At 51.2% G+C, this 15,368-nt stretch carries 16 protein-coding genes and 1 pseudogene; 13 read left to right on the plus strand and 4 right to left on the minus strand.

Annotated features, from left to right (window positions below):
- Positions 1–27: 27 nt before the first annotated feature.
- The 4 genes from IE073_RS09795 (at position 28) to IE073_RS09810 (ending at position 3,094) form a co-directional block, all read left to right on the plus strand.
- A complete protein-coding gene (locus IE073_RS09795) occupies positions 28–1,011 on the plus strand; it encodes a complex I NDUFA9 subunit family protein (RefSeq protein WP_189584981.1) in 984 nt (327 codons plus the stop codon).
- Positions 1,012–1,247: 236 nt separating this feature from the next.
- Positions 1,248–2,147, plus strand: coding sequence for a class I SAM-dependent methyltransferase (locus IE073_RS09800; protein ID WP_189584984.1), 900 nt, complete (start codon positions 1,248–1,250; stop codon positions 2,145–2,147).
- Positions 2,148–2,267: 120 nt separating this feature from the next.
- Positions 2,268–2,540 (plus strand): DUF5710 domain-containing protein, encoded by a 273-nt coding sequence (locus IE073_RS09805; RefSeq protein WP_189584987.1) that lies wholly within the window; start codon positions 2,268–2,270, stop codon positions 2,538–2,540.
- A gap of 95 nt (positions 2,541–2,635) precedes the next feature.
- The gene (locus IE073_RS09810; RefSeq protein WP_189584990.1) at positions 2,636–3,094 is read left to right on the plus strand and encodes a DUF4112 domain-containing protein; all 459 of its coding nucleotides are present in this window, start codon (positions 2,636–2,638) and stop codon (positions 3,092–3,094) included.
- Here the strand turns inward: IE073_RS09810 and IE073_RS09815 are convergent.
- Positions 3,091–3,576: a CreA family protein gene (locus tag IE073_RS09815; protein ID WP_189584994.1), complete on the minus strand. Its 486-nt coding sequence runs from the start codon at positions 3,574–3,576 to the stop codon at positions 3,091–3,093. The two genes, IE073_RS09810 and IE073_RS09815, sit on opposite strands and share 4 nt — an antisense overlap.
- A 144-nt stretch (positions 3,577–3,720) precedes the next feature.
- Between IE073_RS09815 and IE073_RS09820 the strand changes: the two genes are divergently transcribed.
- The 5 genes from IE073_RS09820 to mmsB all read left to right on the plus strand — a co-directional run bounded on the left by IE073_RS09820 (position 3,721) and on the right by mmsB (position 8,875).
- Positions 3,721–5,217 (plus strand): CoA-acylating methylmalonate-semialdehyde dehydrogenase, encoded by a 1,497-nt coding sequence (locus tag IE073_RS09820; protein ID WP_189584997.1) that lies wholly within the window; start codon positions 3,721–3,723, stop codon positions 5,215–5,217.
- A gap of 91 nt (positions 5,218–5,308) precedes the next feature.
- Positions 5,309–5,746 (plus strand): DUF4174 domain-containing protein, encoded by a 438-nt coding sequence (locus IE073_RS09825; protein WP_189585000.1) that lies wholly within the window; start codon positions 5,309–5,311, stop codon positions 5,744–5,746.
- On the plus strand, positions 5,747–6,886 hold the full coding sequence (locus IE073_RS09830; RefSeq protein ID WP_189585004.1) for an acyl-CoA dehydrogenase family protein: 1,140 nt from the start codon (positions 5,747–5,749) through the stop codon (positions 6,884–6,886). It abuts the gene before it with no gap.
- Between the two features lie 52 nt (positions 6,887–6,938).
- The gene (locus IE073_RS09835) at positions 6,939–7,997 is read left to right on the plus strand and encodes an enoyl-CoA hydratase/isomerase family protein (protein WP_189585007.1); all 1,059 of its coding nucleotides are present in this window, start codon (positions 6,939–6,941) and stop codon (positions 7,995–7,997) included.
- Complete coding sequence (gene mmsB, locus IE073_RS09840; protein WP_189585010.1) at positions 7,994–8,875, plus strand: 3-hydroxyisobutyrate dehydrogenase; 882 nt, start codon at positions 7,994–7,996, stop codon at positions 8,873–8,875. Before IE073_RS09835 ends, mmsB begins: the two co-directional genes overlap by 4 nt.
- 64 nt (positions 8,876–8,939) lie before the next feature.
- Here mmsB and IE073_RS09845 read toward each other — a convergent pair whose 3' ends face one another.
- Positions 8,940–9,566 (minus strand): VOC family protein, encoded by a 627-nt coding sequence (locus IE073_RS09845; RefSeq protein WP_189585013.1) that lies wholly within the window; start codon positions 9,564–9,566, stop codon positions 8,940–8,942.
- Positions 9,567–9,695: 129 nt separating this feature from the next.
- Between IE073_RS09845 and IE073_RS14300 the strand changes: the two are divergent.
- A pseudogene (locus tag IE073_RS14300) lies at positions 9,696–9,830 on the plus strand (Lrp/AsnC family transcriptional regulator); the annotation flags it as partial.
- Positions 9,831–9,833: 3 nt separating this feature from the next.
- Positions 9,834–10,148, plus strand: a complete 315-nt coding sequence (locus IE073_RS09850) for an Lrp/AsnC family transcriptional regulator (RefSeq protein ID WP_233349989.1) — start codon at positions 9,834–9,836, stop codon at positions 10,146–10,148.
- Positions 10,149–10,170: 22 nt separating this feature from the next.
- Here IE073_RS09850 and putA read toward each other — a convergent pair whose 3' ends face one another.
- Entirely contained in the window at positions 10,171–13,563 is a 3,393-nt protein-coding gene (gene putA, locus IE073_RS09855; protein ID WP_189585018.1) for a bifunctional proline dehydrogenase/L-glutamate gamma-semialdehyde dehydrogenase PutA, read from the minus strand.
- A 242-nt stretch (positions 13,564–13,805) separates the two neighbouring features.
- Positions 13,806–14,048, minus strand: a complete 243-nt coding sequence (locus IE073_RS09860) for a DUF6356 family protein (protein WP_189585022.1) — start codon at positions 14,046–14,048, stop codon at positions 13,806–13,808.
- A 226-nt stretch (positions 14,049–14,274) separates the two neighbouring features.
- Here IE073_RS09860 and IE073_RS09865 point away from each other — a divergent pair, with 226 nt between their 5' ends.
- Both IE073_RS09865 and IE073_RS09870 read left to right on the plus strand, forming a co-directional pair.
- On the plus strand, positions 14,275–14,751 hold the full coding sequence (locus IE073_RS09865) for an Lrp/AsnC family transcriptional regulator (RefSeq protein ID WP_189585024.1): 477 nt from the start codon (positions 14,275–14,277) through the stop codon (positions 14,749–14,751).
- A 57-nt stretch (positions 14,752–14,808) separates the two neighbouring features.
- A complete protein-coding gene (locus IE073_RS09870) occupies positions 14,809–15,237 on the plus strand; it encodes a PaaI family thioesterase (RefSeq protein ID WP_233349990.1) in 429 nt (142 codons plus the stop codon).
- Positions 15,238–15,368: the final 131 nt, after the last annotated feature.

Raw genomic sequence — 15,368 nt, forward strand, 5'->3', positions numbered from 1 at the left:
ACGACTGTTCACGAAGGACACTTCATCATGGCTTCAAACCCCGGTCTCGTTACCGTCTTCGGCGCCTCTGGATTTTTAGGGCGCTATGTTGTTCGTGCGCTCACTGCGCGGGGCTGGCGTGTCCGTGCTGCCGTGCGCAATCCACACACTGCGCATGAGCTGAAAGTTATCGGGGATGTTGGCCAAGTGCAATTAATGCAAGCAAACTTGCGATTCCCAAATTCTGTTGCCCGCGCCGTCGAAGGTGCTGACGCTGTAATCAATTTGGTCGGCGTCTTGTTCGAAGCTGGCCGTCAGACATTTGAGTCTCTCCACGTGAATGGCTCAGACGTCATCGGTGATGCATGTGCCGCTGCAGGTATTCGTAATGTTGTCGGGGTTTCCGCGATTGGCGCGAATGCCGAGAGCGAAAGCGACTATGCCCGTACAAAGGGCGAAGGCGAGAATGTCTTGCGCGAACATGTCCCGACCGCGGATATCCTGCGCCCGTCAATCCTGTTCGGACCCGAAGATGATTTCTTCAATCGGTTTGCGGGCCTCACCAGCTTTGCACCTGCGTTGCCCTTGATCGGTGGCGGCAAAACAAAGTTTCAGCCAGCCTATGTTGAAGACGTGGCGAATGCTGTGGCGATTTCTGTCACACGAGGGACTACGGGTGAGACTTTTGAGCTTGGTGGACCCAACGTTTACACCTTCAAAGCCCTGCTCCAGTTCGTTCTCGATACGATTGACAAGAAGCGTTTTCTCGCGCCTGTGCCGTGGTTCGCCGCAAATATGATGGGTTTTGGCGGCGAGCTTTCTGGCGCGCTACCCTTCGTCAAACCGTTCCTGACGCGGGACCAAGTTGAGAACCTCAAAGTCGACAATGTGGTTTCTGAGACCGCTAAAGGGTTTGAAGCTTTCGATATTCGCCCTGAGACAATCGAAGCCATTGTGCCAAGCTATCTGTCCAAGTATCGCAAATATGGACAGTTTCATGAAAAGCGCGAAATCGTTGACGACGCCCTCTAGGCGACAATATTCTTCTTAACGGCTGCCGAAAACAGGCTTCCTGACGTTAAAAGTCAAAGCCGTTAAGGCAGTGGCTGAGCTATATGGCGGGCTAGTTTCGGCAGTTATCTCACCAGACCACCTGCCTTTGGAAACGAAGCAGATGACAAAATGGTGATGATGCTAGGTAAACTCGCCCTCTTGGAGCTTGGAGTATAGGCTGTTACGTTTTCCCAAATAATATTGGGAGACAGAATATGCGCAGATTTTTAACAGCCACCGCAGCGGCCTTTATCTTGGCTGCCTGCAGCAGTGGAGACACGACCACGAAAATGTCGGGTGGAGAGGCGCAACTTGCTGAAATCACGAAAAGAGATACGGCTAAGTTAGCCAAGGTTCTCGCGGTCCAACCCGAAAAAACTCAAGCCCGCTATGTCGCCCGTCATCCTGCGGAAACGCTGGAATTCTTTGGGATTGCACCAGGAATGGCCATTGGCGAAGCCTTGCCAGGTGGTGGATGGTACACCAAAATCCTTGTTCCTTATTTAGGAAGTGAAGGAAAGCTGGTCGGGATTGATTACGCCTTGGAGATGTATCCCGAATTTAGCTTTGCAAATGAAGCCTTTATGGAGACTAAGCGAAACTGGCCTGTGGAATTTGTCGAAAAATCTGCTGAATGGGCGCCCGAAGATGGAGCGGAAATTTCTGCGACAACGTTTGGGGATACATCTGGGGCCATGGACGGGCAGTTGGATGCCGTCCTGTTTGTGCGGGCGATGCACAATCTATCTCGCTTCGAAGACGCGGGGCAATATATGACGAATGCTTTGGCAATGACGCATGATGTCCTAAAACCAGGTGGCATTGTTGGCGTTGTGCAGCACCGGGCACCGGCGTCTGCGACCGATGAGTGGGCAGATGGTTCTGCCGGATATCTCAAAGAAGCAAATGTTATCGCAGCCTTTAAAGCGGCTGGATTTGAATTCGTAAAGTCCTCCGAGATCAATGCTAATCCGAACGATCAACCTGTCGGAGATGACATTGTTTGGCGACTACCACCGTCGATGAACGGCGTAGGTGACAATGAAGCCCTGAAAGCTGAACGCCTCGCTATTGGTGAATCTGACCGCATGACCCTGTTGTTTAGAAAGCCCTAGTTTCGATCAAGTTGTCTGCGGAAGCGGACGCGACCTTGCTGAAATTTAGGAATATATCCCTTGATTATCTAGTTTGTTCCACCTATGTTCTATTTATGGAACAGGCAAAGGAGCGGTGAGATGGAAACACGAACCCAGACTAAACCGGTAAAAAAGCAAACGGCTACAAAACATTATTTGAATGTGGCCTATAAAGATCGTGACCTTGCCAAGCGGCTGGGTGCGAAATGGGACCCGTCTGTAAGGCGATGGTATTGTCTGGCTGGGTCGCCACTTTCTAAAATTTTCAGCTGGCGAAAAGCGGCGAATACGGTCAACGCCGAAGTCGCAGCCGCCAGCCAGGCTACTGTCGCAATGAACGAGAATTTCGACATGTTTCAAGCCGCTGGCTAGCGTTAGCTATTGAATGACCCGCGCGGCAAGAGTGTCGGATTGGTTTTCAGTGTCATTCTATTGAAAGTCTGCGACATTTGTCGCAGGCTTTTTTTATGACACAACCTATCTACCCCGCATCTGATCCTGAAATCTTGTCGCCCGCGGCTCAATCTCGCTTGGAAGCGCTTGAGGCGGCTCACGCTATTGAGTCTGCTAAACTTGTGCGCATGGAAAGCCTTGCCAATCTGATGGACACGCAGTTTAACCTTCCATTTCTTCCCGTTCCGATTGGCTTAGACAGTTTGATCGGTCTTATTCCAGGAATTGGTGATACGATTAGCCTAGGTGTATCTGGCGTGATTGTGGTGGGCGCTCATCGGCTAGATATTCCAAAGACTCATTTATTCCGCATGCTGGGAAATATACTGATCGACTGGATCATTGGCCTTGTCCCCATCATCGGGGATATTTTCGACATTGGCTGGCGCGGAAACGTCCGGAACGTGAAGATCGCCCGCGAACATCTAGAAGCACGCTGGCAAAAAGAACGTACTGATGCCGCCGCTCTTTAAGGGGCGCCATCTGCCCATGTGATGTCCGCGCCATAAAGCGGCACGCTTGCTATACTCATTTTCGCGGAACCTTCGACAACGCGTCTCGAATAGACGAGGTAAATAAGCGTATTATTTTCTATGTCATAGACCCGGCGGACCGTCAGTTTCTTAAAGACGGGCGATTGCCGCTGACGGAAGACTTCTTCTCCGCCTTTCCCCATATCAATGTTGCCTACAGTGATCGGGCCGGTTTGGACGCAGTTGATCGAACCATTTGACGGGTTTTCAAACCATGACCCTTTCTTCAAACGATCGTAAACGCCACGATCAAAATGGGCCATGTGGCAGGTCACGCCTTTGACTTTCTCATCGGTAAAAGCGTCGATTTTGATCTCGTTGCCCGTCCAATCATTATTGATTTCTGCCACCTCCTGCGTGTTATTTGCGCCGCAGGCGCTCAGTAGAAGAGCTGTCAAAATGGTAATTGAAAGATGCCGCATATTGTTCCCCATTAGAATACAATTCCACAACGTGTTGAAAGCCGAATGGTTCCTGCAAACTTGTACTGGAAGGTCGCGCTTTCTGTCACTGGCATCGCAAATTTTAAGGCGTATAACGAGGCAAATACAATATTGGGGAAAACCATGAAGACCATTGGACATTTCATTGACGGTGCGCGGGTTGCAGGGACGAGTGATCGTTTCAAAGATATTTTTGACCCCAACACGGGTGCTGTCCAATCTCGCGTAAATCTGGCTACGCCTGCCGAATTGGACGCGGCTGTAATCTCTGCCGCTGATGCCCAACGAAAATGGGCGCAGGAAAATCCTCAACGTAGATCCCGGATCATGTTCCGCTATAAACAGCTCGTCGAGGACAATATGGAAGACCTCGCGCACATGCTCAGTTCAGAGCATGGGAAAGTTATTGCCGACTCACGCGGCGACGTGATGCGCGGGATTGACGTCATCGAATTTGCCTGTGGCGTTCCGCACGGCCAAAAAGGGGAGCACACCTACGGCGCGGGCCCTGGCATTGATGTCTATAGCTTACGCAAACCGCTCGGTGTTGTCGCAGGCATTACGCCATTCAATTTTCCCGCGATGATTCCGATGTGGATGTTTGGCATGGCGATCTCTACGGGCAATGCCTGTATTCTCAAACCCTCAGAAAAAGACCCAAGTGTTCCAATGCGCCTCACTGAGCTTTTTGCTGAAGCGGGCGGACCCACGGGGCTTCTGCAGTGTATCAATGGCGACAAAGAGATCGTTGATGCGATCTGTGATCACCCGACAATCAAAGCCGTCAGCTTCGTTGGATCGTCAGATATTGCGCAATATGTCTACGCGCGGGCAACGGCGAATGGCAAACGCGCACAATGTATGGGCGGGGCGAAGAACCACGGCATCATCATGCCAGACGCCAATATGGAGCAAGCAGCCAAAGACATCCTTGGTGCTGCATATGGCTCTGCTGGCGAACGGTGCATGGCGCTGCCTGTTGTCGTCCCCGTCGGAGACGGTACAGCCGAAAAGTTCCTCGAGGCATTTATGCCGAAGCTCGAAGCCATGACGGTTGGAACGTCAACGGATCCCGATGCTGATTATGGTCCCGTCGTGACGCAAGTACACAAGGAAAGCATCGAAGCCAATATCGACAAAGCCGTCGAAGAGGGCGCCACGCTTCTCGTCGATGGTCGGGGCTTCACTTTGCAAGGGCATGAAGGGGGATTCTTTGTTGGACCGACATTGTTGGATAATGTCACGCCAGACATGGAAACCTATCATGACGAAATTTTCGGACCTGTTTTGCAAATCGTCCGAGCTAAAAATTTTGAAGAAGCCGTCGCGCTCCCGTCCAACCATCAATATGGTAATGGCGTTGCTATCTTCACTCAAAATGGCCGCGTCGCACGTGAATTTGCGGACCGTGTCGAAGTCGGTATGGTCGGTATAAATGTGCCAATTCCGGTGCCCGTCGCCTATCACAGCTTTGGCGGGTGGAAACGCTCGGCCTTTGGTGATGCAAACCAGTATGGAATGGAAGGCTTGCGCTTCTACACCAAAGTCAAAACTGTCACTCAGCGATGGCCAGAAGGCGAAACAGAAGACAGCGCCTTTATTATTCCGCATTTTGGGTAATTGAAGCGTGGGATTTAACGCGTTCCAAATATTCGGAAAAAGGCAATCCCCGCGCAGTCTCTGCGTTTGGATGGCGGCTTGTGCTTTGGCAATGCTCCCCACATACTCGGTGGCGGCTGAGACTTCGAAAGGGAACGTGGTCAGTCTTCAGGATGCGCCGCGTATTCTGGCCTTCTGCGACAACCCAGCTTCAGATCAGAGTCTCTTACTTGCCGAACGCGTACGCCCCACAATTGACTGGGTCGGCTTCAATGAAAGAGACTTGGTCTTGGTCGAAGTCATCGGAGATACAACACATCCGATCATCAGTCTGAAAGACGGGCAGCGAGATCGCGTCGAACAGGTTTTGCTGAACGATTTCCAGCCCAAAGAGATTTGCCGCGAGGACTTTGAATTTGTCCTGATCGGAAGAGATGGAGCCGTTAAAAAGCGTTGGCAGAAATTTCTATCGGTTGAGGATTTATTCCAGACCATTGACGCGATGCCCATGCGCCGTTTTGAAATAATGTCTTCACAAAGGTCGAATTAGATGCACTTCCAACTTGCCGAAGAACAGACTCTCATCCAAGATATGGCGCGGCAATTTGCGAGTGTTGAGCTCGCCCCTCATAGCGCCATGTGGGACGAAGAAAAATTTTTGGATCGCAGCGTATTTACCAAAGCGGCGAAGCTTGGCTTCTTGGGCATTTACACAGGTGAAGAACACGGTGGTACAGCCCTATCTCGTTTGGACTCCGCGCTAGTGTTCGAACAACTTGCGGCGGGTGACGTCTCCCATACGGCTATGATGACCATCCACAATATGGCGACGTGGATGGTTGATCGCTATGGGAACGCCGACTTGCGCGCGAAATATGTACCGCGCCTCACTGCGGGTGAGCTTATTGCTAGCTATTGCTTGACGGAGCCTGGCGCAGGGTCTGACGCGGCTTCGCTTGCGACCAAAGCTGTACGTGATGGGGATGATTACGTTTTAAATGGCACCAAAACATTTATTTCTGGGGCAGGTTGGTCAGATATTTATGTGGTCATGGCGCGCACGAGCGATGATGGAGCGCGCGGCATTTCCTGTTTCGTCGTGGAAAAGAACACGTCCGGATTAGCCTTTGGCGCGAATGAGAAAAAAATGGGCTGGAACGCCCAACCTACGGCTCAGATCATATTTGAAGATTGCCGCGTCCCAGCCTCCAACCGGGTTGGAGGTGAGGGCGAAGGCTTTGGTTTTGCAATGTCTGGTCTCGACGGGGGACGAGTTAATATTGGCGCCTGTAGTCTCGGTGGCGCGCAGAAAGCCTTGGACGCGGCTTTAGACTATACATCCGAACGCAGACAATTCGGGAAGGCCATTGGAGCCTTCCAAAACACGCAATTCATGCTGGCCGATATGGCTACAGAATTAGAAGCTTCTCGCTTGATGCTCTATCGCGCGGCAGACCTACTTGACCACAAAGCACCAAACGCTGGAGCGGCATGCGCTATGGCCAAGCGGTTCGCGACAGATATGTGTTCAAAGATCGCCAATGACGCACTGCAACTGCATGGCGGTTACGGCTATCTTAAGGACTATCCTTTGGAGCAGATTGTCCGAGACCTTCGCGTCCATCAAATCCTCGAAGGCACAAACCAAATCATGCGCATGATCGTTGGCCGCAGTTTGACGCGACAGTAAATGCGACTACGCTAATCCTAAGAAACGTGACATAAAACGGATAACCACCCCGATGACAGATCAGATTATCGCCCGAAAGCGTGGCTCCATAGGTCATATCACTTTGGATCGTCCAGAAGCGCTCAACGCTCTCACGGAAGAGATGTGCGTTGCAATTACGCGTGCGCTGCAAGGCTTTGCGGCAGATGATAGCATAGGCGCGGTTGTCATTGATGGTGCCGGAGAACGCGCGTTTTGCGCGGGTGGTGATGTCATTCTGTTGCATGATAGCGGCAAAGCGGGCGACACACGCGCGGAAAACTTTTGGCGAACAGAATATGCACTCAATGAATATATCTCGCGCTACCCCAAACCCTATATCGCATTGATCGATGGGTTCGTCATGGGCGGAGGCGTAGGTTTGTCGGTTCATGGTCGTTTGCGGGTTGCCGGCGACAACACATTATTCGCCATGCCGGAAACAGGTATCGGCTATTTCCCTGATGTCGGTGGATCTTATTTCCTCCCACGTCTCGGTACAGCTGTTGGCAACTGGTTGGGTCTGACGGGTGCGCGATTGAATACGGCTGCGAGTTATGCACTCGGCGTGGCCAATGCTTACGTTCCGACCAATCTACATGACGCTCTCATTGACGCTCTGGGCGCAGCGGATCTTGATGGTAGCGACGCTGCAGTCGCCAATGTCATGAAGCAGTTTGTGCGTCGGCCGCCTGTTGCTGAAACATTGCCCGCCGCAATTAAATGTTTTGAAGAATCCACGGTTCCTGCCATTTTGCGTAGTCTTGAGGCAGACGGGTCTGACTGGGCCACGAAGCAAGCAGTAACATTGCGGCGGAAGTCACCTCTGGCGCTCGCCGTCACACTCGAAGCGCTCCGCCGCGGCAGTACAATGACGTTTCGCGAAGCTATGGCACGGGAACTAGATTATTCGTTAGGCTTCCTAAAAACGCAAGATTTTTACGAAGGAATTCGCGCTCAGTTAATCGATAAGGACCGTAATCCAAAGTGGTCTCATGGCATGGATGAGGTGACGCAAGGTCAAGTCTCACGTGTGTTGGGTCGACATGCGATGGAGCCATTAAAATTCTTATCTTCGGAGAATGATGCATGACCACGATCGCATTTATCGGCCTCGGCAATATGGGGCTTGGGATGGCGAGCAATCTCGCAAAGGCGGGGCACGTTGTTCGCGCTTTAGACATCAATGCCGATGCGCTGGCAAAGGCCGTCGCAGCGGGCTGTGTCCAAGCGAAAAACGCGGAAGATGCGGTCGCGACGGCTGATATTGTTGTCACTATGTTGCCGGCAGGAAAGCATGTTGAGTTGGTTTATGCCGATGTAATGACGCATGCTGCACCGAGCACTCTCTTTATCGATTGCTCGACAATTGATGTAGATATTGCACGCAAAGTTATCGCCGAAGCGGAGGAAGCAGGATTTGCTATGATCGACGCGCCTGTTTCGGGTGGCGTAGGCGGCGCGACGGCAGGTACATTGACCTTCATGTGTGGCGGTACAGAGCCAGCCTTTAGGCGGGCCAAACCTGTGTTGGACATCATGGGCAAGAATATTTTTCATGCCGGCGGAGCGGGGAACGGGCAGGTTGCCAAGATCGCCAATAATATGCTGCTGGGCATACATATGATTGGAACATGTGAGGCATTTAACTTGGCTGAAAAACTGGGTCTAGATGCGCAAACTTTTTTCGATATTTCGTCGACGGCTTCTGGGCAGAACTGGTCCATGACCAGCTATTGCCCAGCTCCGGGACCCGTCGAAACAGCCCCGTCAAATCACGACTATCAACCTGGATTTGCCGCGGCAATGATGCTGAAAGATTTGCGTCTCGCCCAAGATGCGGCTCAATCTGCCAAGGCCGCAACACCTCTGGGTGCACAAGCTATGGCGCTTTATGGCCTAATGGAGGCCAGTGGCGATGATGGTCTTGATTTTTCGGGTATCATGAAGTTGATAGACGGAACGCTTTAAGCTGACAAAAAAAGCCCCGGCGAAACCGAGGCTTTGATTAAATATCTAAAATAGGTTTGGCGGATTATGCGCCAGTCTTTTCTTGAACCGGCGGAACACTCCAATCCGTTGGCATCTTTTTGAAGTCGAAGAATGGCGTTGTATCATTTTCTTCAATGGCCTTTTGCACCTGCGCATAGAAACCTTCACCGGCCATCTCAGAGAATGTAATTTCCATGTCACGGGCTTCTGATGCATTGCGCGGGCGTTCGCAATACTCTGGGAAAGTTGCTTCGCCAGCATGGCCAGAGGCAAAGCCTTTAGCGAACATTTGCTTCAGGATACCGAAGCCGTCGTCTTGAATAATCACGTCGCCGCGCGGGTGACCGCCCAGTGTTTTCATATGCGCGATGAATTTGTCCAAACTGTAGCAGTCATATGCGACGTGCTGACAAGAATGGTCGCCATGAAGATCTGTAAAAGCGGTGACCTGTGACTTCTCTTCGCGATCAATACCTTCGATCAACGCAATTCCGAAATTGCCGTAGTCGATGCACCAGATTTTCATTGAGGATTTTCCATCAGGGTTCACATCATCGATACGTTTAATGAGTGTTCCGCCTTCGACTTCAATATGGAACCAAGCCCATTTTTCGATCATGCCTTTTTCACAGGCATAAGTGACGTGATCAATGCTCTTCAAATGTGACATATAAACTCCGATTTGGGTGAATTAGGTTGCACTATAACAGATGTATCATAAGCTTAGTCTGCGTATTCATGCAGAATTTTCTTAAATTTAGCAGGAATATGATACTTTCGTTCAAAATTGAGAGTTTTTATGCTGTCTCCAATTGATAAAAAGATAATTCATGAGTTATCGCTCAATGCCAGGATCAGTTGGGTAAACCTTGGTGCTGAGGTCGGGTTATCTCCGTCGGCTTGTCAGAGACGTGTCGAGGCCTTGCAAACGAACGGTGTGATTAAGCGATTCACCGTTGAGGTAGACCCAGTCGCCGTTGGACAGGCCATTCATGCCGTCGTGCAGATCAAGGTGGAACGCCAAGATGTCGAAACTGCACGCGCGTTTCGGGCCCGATTATCGAGCTACACCGAAATCAGCGGTTTCTACAAATTATCAGGTGCGATCGATTATCTGATCCACCTTCACGTTGCAGACATTCGCGCCTTATCTGATTTTCTCGACAATCGCCTGCTTGCGCTCGACGGCGTTGTTGATGCGAGTTCTGCTATCGTGTTGGCAGAGCAAAAGGTGGGGTATCGGCCAGCATAAGCGGTTTTCCGTGAGACGTTATTTAAGCCTTCCCCGCCAGTAAGTCGGCATTGCCGCCACTCGCGGTCGTATCGATACACACGTGAACTTCGGTCGTAACGGCCCAGTGCACGTCTTCCCCTGTCATCAGAGGTAAGATGGCTCCATCTCGTTGAGCTAGGGCTTTACGGGCGCTCTTTTGCTCGCTTTCAGAGCCCCAAAAAATCACAGCGGAAAACCCACTGAGGTTCTCTAGTTCAGTTGGCGCGAGTGTCGGTAATTTCACCGGGCTGCCACCTGCGGCTTTGATAAGGTCCGCTTGTACATCAACATCGGGGCCCAAACATAAAACGCGGCCACGCGCATAGGTCGACAGACGATTGCTTTCGCCCGTAGGTCCAGGGCAATCTATCGCGTGCAGAACGTCTTTGTCTGGTAGAGGCGTCGCGTCAATTTGGGCTTGTGCTTTGGCGGGGTCAGATTGCCTGCGATCCGGCTCGTCTCGGGTTGTGTGGGATTTTTTTAGGAAACGAGGGAGATAGTCTGGTCCGCCAGCCTTTGGACCCGTTCCAGATAAGCCTGAGCCGCCGAAGGGTTGACTGCCGACAACAGCGCCAATTTGATTGCGGTTTACGTAAATGTTTCCGACTCGAAGCTTTTGCGTGATGTCATCAACTCGATTGTCGATCCGCGTGTGAAGTCCAAATGTGAGCGCATAATCTGCGGAATCAATATCTTCTAAGATTGCAGGAATTTCCTTTGGATTGAATTTCGCAACATGGAGAACGGGGCCGAATATTTCTTGCTCCATATCTTTTCGGCCGCCTACTCGGACCAAGGTTGGTTGTATGAAATGCCCAACATCTGGAAAATCACTCGCTTGATGGATGACATCGGCTTCGGCGATGTAAGCCGAGAAACGCGCCCTTGCCGCTTCGTCAATCACGGGACCGACATCGGTCCTCATGTCCCAAGGATTTCCAAGCGCCAGTTCATCCATGGCCTCAGTGAGCATTTTCAAAACAGGTTCATAAATGTCGTCTTGAATGTATAACATCCGAAGCGCGGAGCATCTCTGCCCGGCACTTTGAAAGGCGCTGGCAATGATATCTGCGACCGCTTGTTGTGGAAGGGCCGTGCTGTCGACAATCATGCAGTTAATGCCGCCCGTCTCAGCAATGAAAAGAGCATGAGGCGAGAGCGCGTCCGCCACGTTTCGGTTAATGATCTGGGCCGTGGATGTGCTGCCCGTAAAGACGACACCATCTGCGCGTGGATCAGTTGTTAAAGCAGTTCCGATCACAGGGCCTTCGCCAGGGAGGTTTTGAAGGGCTGTGTTGGGAACGCCGGCCTTGTGCAATATTTCGACGGCGAGTGCGGCGATCAACGGCGTCGCTTCTGCGGGCTTGGCGATCACCGCATTTCCAGCCGCCAAAGCCGCTGCAATCTGGCCCAAGAAAATGGCGAGAGGAAAATTCCACGGTGCAATCGTGATAATGCACCCGCGGGCTTCTCCAATATTGCTTTCGCCTTCATCGGCATAAAAGCGAAGGAAATCGACGGCTTCGCGAAGTTCTGCTATTCCGTCAGCGGCGGTTTTTCCGGCCTCACGTGTGAGCAGGGCAAAGATTTCACTGTGCCGCGCCTCTAAGTTATCAGCGGCGCGTCGCAGAATATTGGCTCTTTCTTCAACGGGCGCGTTCCAAGGTGTGGCATGTTTGAATGCGGCGTCTACATGTTGGGACGTTGCGAACCAAGCGATGCCTACGACGTCAGAACTATCCGCTGGATTTACAATCTCGCGAGGTGTTCCCTTTTTCCGCGTGGACTTTGCCAATTGTGGCTTGGCCGTCCATTGCTTCGTCTCGAAGAGAGAGCGCCCTTTTTCAAATACCTCGAGTTCCACAGGATCTTGTAAGTTCCATCCGCGAGAGTTTTTTCGAGGCGCAAAAATATCTTCAGCGTTTGTGACGATCGGGATTTGGGTCTGCTCGAAAGGGTCTGCGACGATCACATCTATTGGAACGTCACGATTGGTGATTTGGCTGACAAATGATGAGTTAGCGCCATTTTCCAAAAGGCGTCTGACGAGATAGGCGAGAAGATCGCGATGAATACCGACCGGCGCGTAAATGCGGCAAGGCACTTTCGTTTCTTTCCGCAGAATCTCATGCAAGGCGTCGCCCATGCCGTGCAAACGTTGGAATTCGAAGCCGCTTAAATCTCCATTCGCAAGCTCCAAAACTTCGGCTGTTGTACGGGCATTGTGGGTCGCGAATTGTGGATAAAGGCGATCCCGCAACCCCATAAGTTTGGCGGCGCAGAGTGCGAAATTCTGATCAGTTTCTGCCTTGGTCGTGAAGACGGGAAAATGTGTGTGCCCGCCGACTTGAGCGTGTTTTATTTCGCCATCCCAATAGGCGCCTTTGACAAGACGTACCATGAAACGGCGGTTTGTATCTTTGGCAAGAGCCGCAAGCCAATCAATCACGGAGGCCGCTCTCAACCCATAGGCTTGGACGACGAGGCCCAACCCATCCCAGCCAGACAATTCAGGATCGCGAGCCAATTTTTCGAACAGGTCCAGCGAAAGGTCAAGACGGTCAGCCTCTTCCGCGTCAATATTGAGGCCTATTCCAGATTTGGCTGCGATAAGCGCTAAGCCTTTCAGACGCGGCAGTAACTCATCCTCTACCCGCGACGCTTGTAAAGTTTCATAGCGCGGATGTAGGGCTGAAAGCTTCACCGAAATACCCGGATTGTCGTGAATGGACACCGAGTTGCAATAGGGCGCTAATGCTTCCGCGGCCAAACGATAGGCGTTTTCATAACGCCGCGCATCGGCCGTTGAGATTGCAGCCTCGCCTAGCATGTCGAAAGAGTATCGATATCCCGAACGACGATTTTTAAGGGCGTCTTGTATGTCTTCGCCCAGCACAAATTGGCGTCCCATTTCGCGCATGGCTTGGCGAACTGCGGTCCGAATAACGGGTTCGCCTAACCGCTTCACAAGCGTGCGCAGGGTCTTGACCACGCCGCGGCTGTCATCTGTGTCCAAGACTTTCCCTGTGAGCATCAATCCCCAAGTCGACGCATTTACAAGTGCCGAGCTGCTCTTGTTCAAATGCGCACCCCATTCGGAAGGTGCGATTTTGTCCTCGATCAGGTCGTCCATGGTCTCCTTGTCAGGTACACGGAGCAAGGCTTCGGCAAGGCACATAAGTGCGACGCCTTCATCAGTGGACAGACCATATTCCCCGAGGAACTTTTCCATCAGGCCTGGTTCGGCCTCGTCTCTTAGACGTTTAACTAAACCTGTCGCGCGCGCAGTGGCAGCAGCCCGAATATGGGCCGGAATCGGGGTTTGCTTTTTTAGAACGACAGCTGGGTCGAGCTCTAAATCCGATTGAATGGCTGTGCGATAGGAGTTGATCATGGATGAACCTCTAGCCCTCGTGCTGAGCGGCGTTTTATTCATTTTGAAGACAAGAAATCCATTTGGCGCAAAAATTTTCTGCGACCTTGACCCTTCTAAAAACGTCGTTCTGTTTTTGACATTGCGGCTTTCAACGAAAATATTTTCGTCGAGATCTCCGTTAACCGCTACTGTCTCGGGCCTAAAACTTAAAGGGCAATTGAACGTGGTGAGAGGTTCGGGCGCAAAGCAGAGCTAGGCAATTAGGCTGGATTTTTATCAGCCTCCGCACAGGGCAAAATGCTCTTATCTCGATGCGTCACCATCGTGTGGTGCAACGTGCCAATCGTTTTGCTTCCCGTTTTGGTGCAAATGAAAGGGAAGAGACCGTGTAGAAAACATCCGAGACCCGCCACGAGCATGCGCGCGCCGAAACCAAACGATGTCCGCATGTGCTCGAAATATGTCTCGCCCACAGATTCCGGATGTTCGGTAAAAGCTTTCATCAAATATCTCCTTGAACGAGGACTATAAAGTGGATGTCTCGTAAAGACTTTACGAAAAACACCGTATTTCACTCCATTTATCAAAAAAATTTTGCTTAATGTAGCTCCAGCCGAAAATATTACATAGTTTTTGTTCAATCTGAGTGTTAATATTTGAATATCCTTTGACGTTTGAGGGATTGCTCAATAGAGACGCAGCGGCGCAAATGGAGATGGAGACAACGTTTTGGAAACGCTCACACGAAACGACGTGCACATCTTGGAAATCCTGCAACATGACGCAACTCGGTCTTTGGATTCGATTGCCGACGAAGTTGGTGTGTCATTGAATACGTGTTGGCGGCGTGTTCGAAAGCTCGAAGACGTTGGAATTCTTGAACGGCGTGTGGCCCTGATTGACAATGAGAAAGTTGGATTGCCGCTGACCGTTTTCGTGTCCGTGCGAACGGATGATCATTCAAAAACTTGGTCGGATAGTTTTACGCAAGCCGTCGAAGCGACGCCTGAAATTGTTGAATTTTACCGCCTCGCTGGCGATGTCGATTATATTTTGAAGATGATGGTTGCCAGTGTTTCCGATTATGATCGCGTCTATCAGGCCTTGATTTCCCAAGTCCGTCTTTCGGATGTCTCGGCGAGTTTTGCGATGGAAAAGCTCAAATTTACAACGGAACTTCCCATCCGTCATGCTGTCAGAAATTAGATTTACAATCCAATCGCATTGGCAACTCTAATCAATCCCAAAAATGTGAGACTTAAGATGCCGTCTAATGACAATAAGCCGTTTACCGATATTGCCGCCGTGAACGCCATGTTTGCAGCCCATTTCCCTGACAACGAAACCCGGGCGATCGTAACGGAAATGCGGGATGGCTTTGCTGCATTAGAATTAAAATCCGATGCGCGCCATCTGCGCCCAGGAAATATGGTGAGCGGCCCCACGCAAATGGCCCTTGCTGATACTGTTGCCTATGTCGTTGTTTTCACCAAATTGGGTATTACGCCAATGGCGGTGACATCGAATTTGAATATGCATTTTTTACGTCCATGTTTGGGGCCTTTGGTGCGTGCGGAAGGAACTTTGCTGCGTATTGGAAAAACGTCTGCCACAATAGAGGTTCGCATTTTTGGGGAAGGTCATTCGGAGCCGTCGTCATTCTCGACCGTGGCCTACGCATTGCCCAAGTGAAAACCCTTACAGCCCATCTCGTGACTGCCGATATTGAGAATAATCAGGACGTCCGCGTGGCGCAAACCGCGATGGCCTGCCAAGAGTGTTCTAAATGTGTTTTACGCGACTTGCGACCAATGTGTGTCAAT

The sequence above is a fragment of the Litorimonas cladophorae genome (assembly GCF_014652455.1).
Classification (GTDB): domain Bacteria; phylum Pseudomonadota; class Alphaproteobacteria; order Caulobacterales; family Maricaulaceae; genus Litorimonas; species Litorimonas cladophorae.

Excerpts from the sequence above, each read along its gene's own strand:
- IE073_RS09830 (WP_189585004.1), top strand. The coding sequence starts at position 5,747 with ATGCACTTCCAACTTGCCGAAGAACAGACTCTCATCCAAGATATGGCG.
- IE073_RS09805 (WP_189584987.1), top strand. The coding sequence starts at position 2,268 with ATGGAAACACGAACCCAGACTAAACCGGTAAAAAAGCAAACGGCTACA.
- IE073_RS09845 (WP_189585013.1), bottom strand. The coding sequence starts at position 9,566 with ATGTCACATTTGAAGAGCATTGATCACGTCACTTATGCCTGTGAAAAA.
- IE073_RS09815 (WP_189584994.1), bottom strand. The coding sequence starts at position 3,576 with ATGCGGCATCTTTCAATTACCATTTTGACAGCTCTTCTACTGAGCGCC.
- IE073_RS09810 (WP_189584990.1), top strand. The coding sequence starts at position 2,636 with ATGACACAACCTATCTACCCCGCATCTGATCCTGAAATCTTGTCGCCC.
- IE073_RS09800 (WP_189584984.1), top strand. The coding sequence starts at position 1,248 with ATGCGCAGATTTTTAACAGCCACCGCAGCGGCCTTTATCTTGGCTGCC.
- IE073_RS09820 (WP_189584997.1), top strand. The coding sequence starts at position 3,721 with ATGAAGACCATTGGACATTTCATTGACGGTGCGCGGGTTGCAGGGACG.
- putA (WP_189585018.1), bottom strand. The coding sequence starts at position 13,563 with ATGATCAACTCCTATCGCACAGCCATTCAATCGGATTTAGAGCTCGAC.
- mmsB (WP_189585010.1), top strand. The coding sequence starts at position 7,994 with ATGACCACGATCGCATTTATCGGCCTCGGCAATATGGGGCTTGGGATG.
- IE073_RS09835 (WP_189585007.1), top strand. The coding sequence starts at position 6,939 with ATGACAGATCAGATTATCGCCCGAAAGCGTGGCTCCATAGGTCATATC.
- IE073_RS09795 (WP_189584981.1), top strand. The coding sequence starts at position 28 with ATGGCTTCAAACCCCGGTCTCGTTACCGTCTTCGGCGCCTCTGGATTT.
- IE073_RS09870 (WP_233349990.1), top strand. The coding sequence starts at position 14,809 with ATGCCGTCTAATGACAATAAGCCGTTTACCGATATTGCCGCCGTGAAC.
- IE073_RS09860 (WP_189585022.1), bottom strand. The coding sequence starts at position 14,048 with ATGAAAGCTTTTACCGAACATCCGGAATCTGTGGGCGAGACATATTTC.
- IE073_RS09825 (WP_189585000.1), top strand. The coding sequence starts at position 5,309 with ATGCTCCCCACATACTCGGTGGCGGCTGAGACTTCGAAAGGGAACGTG.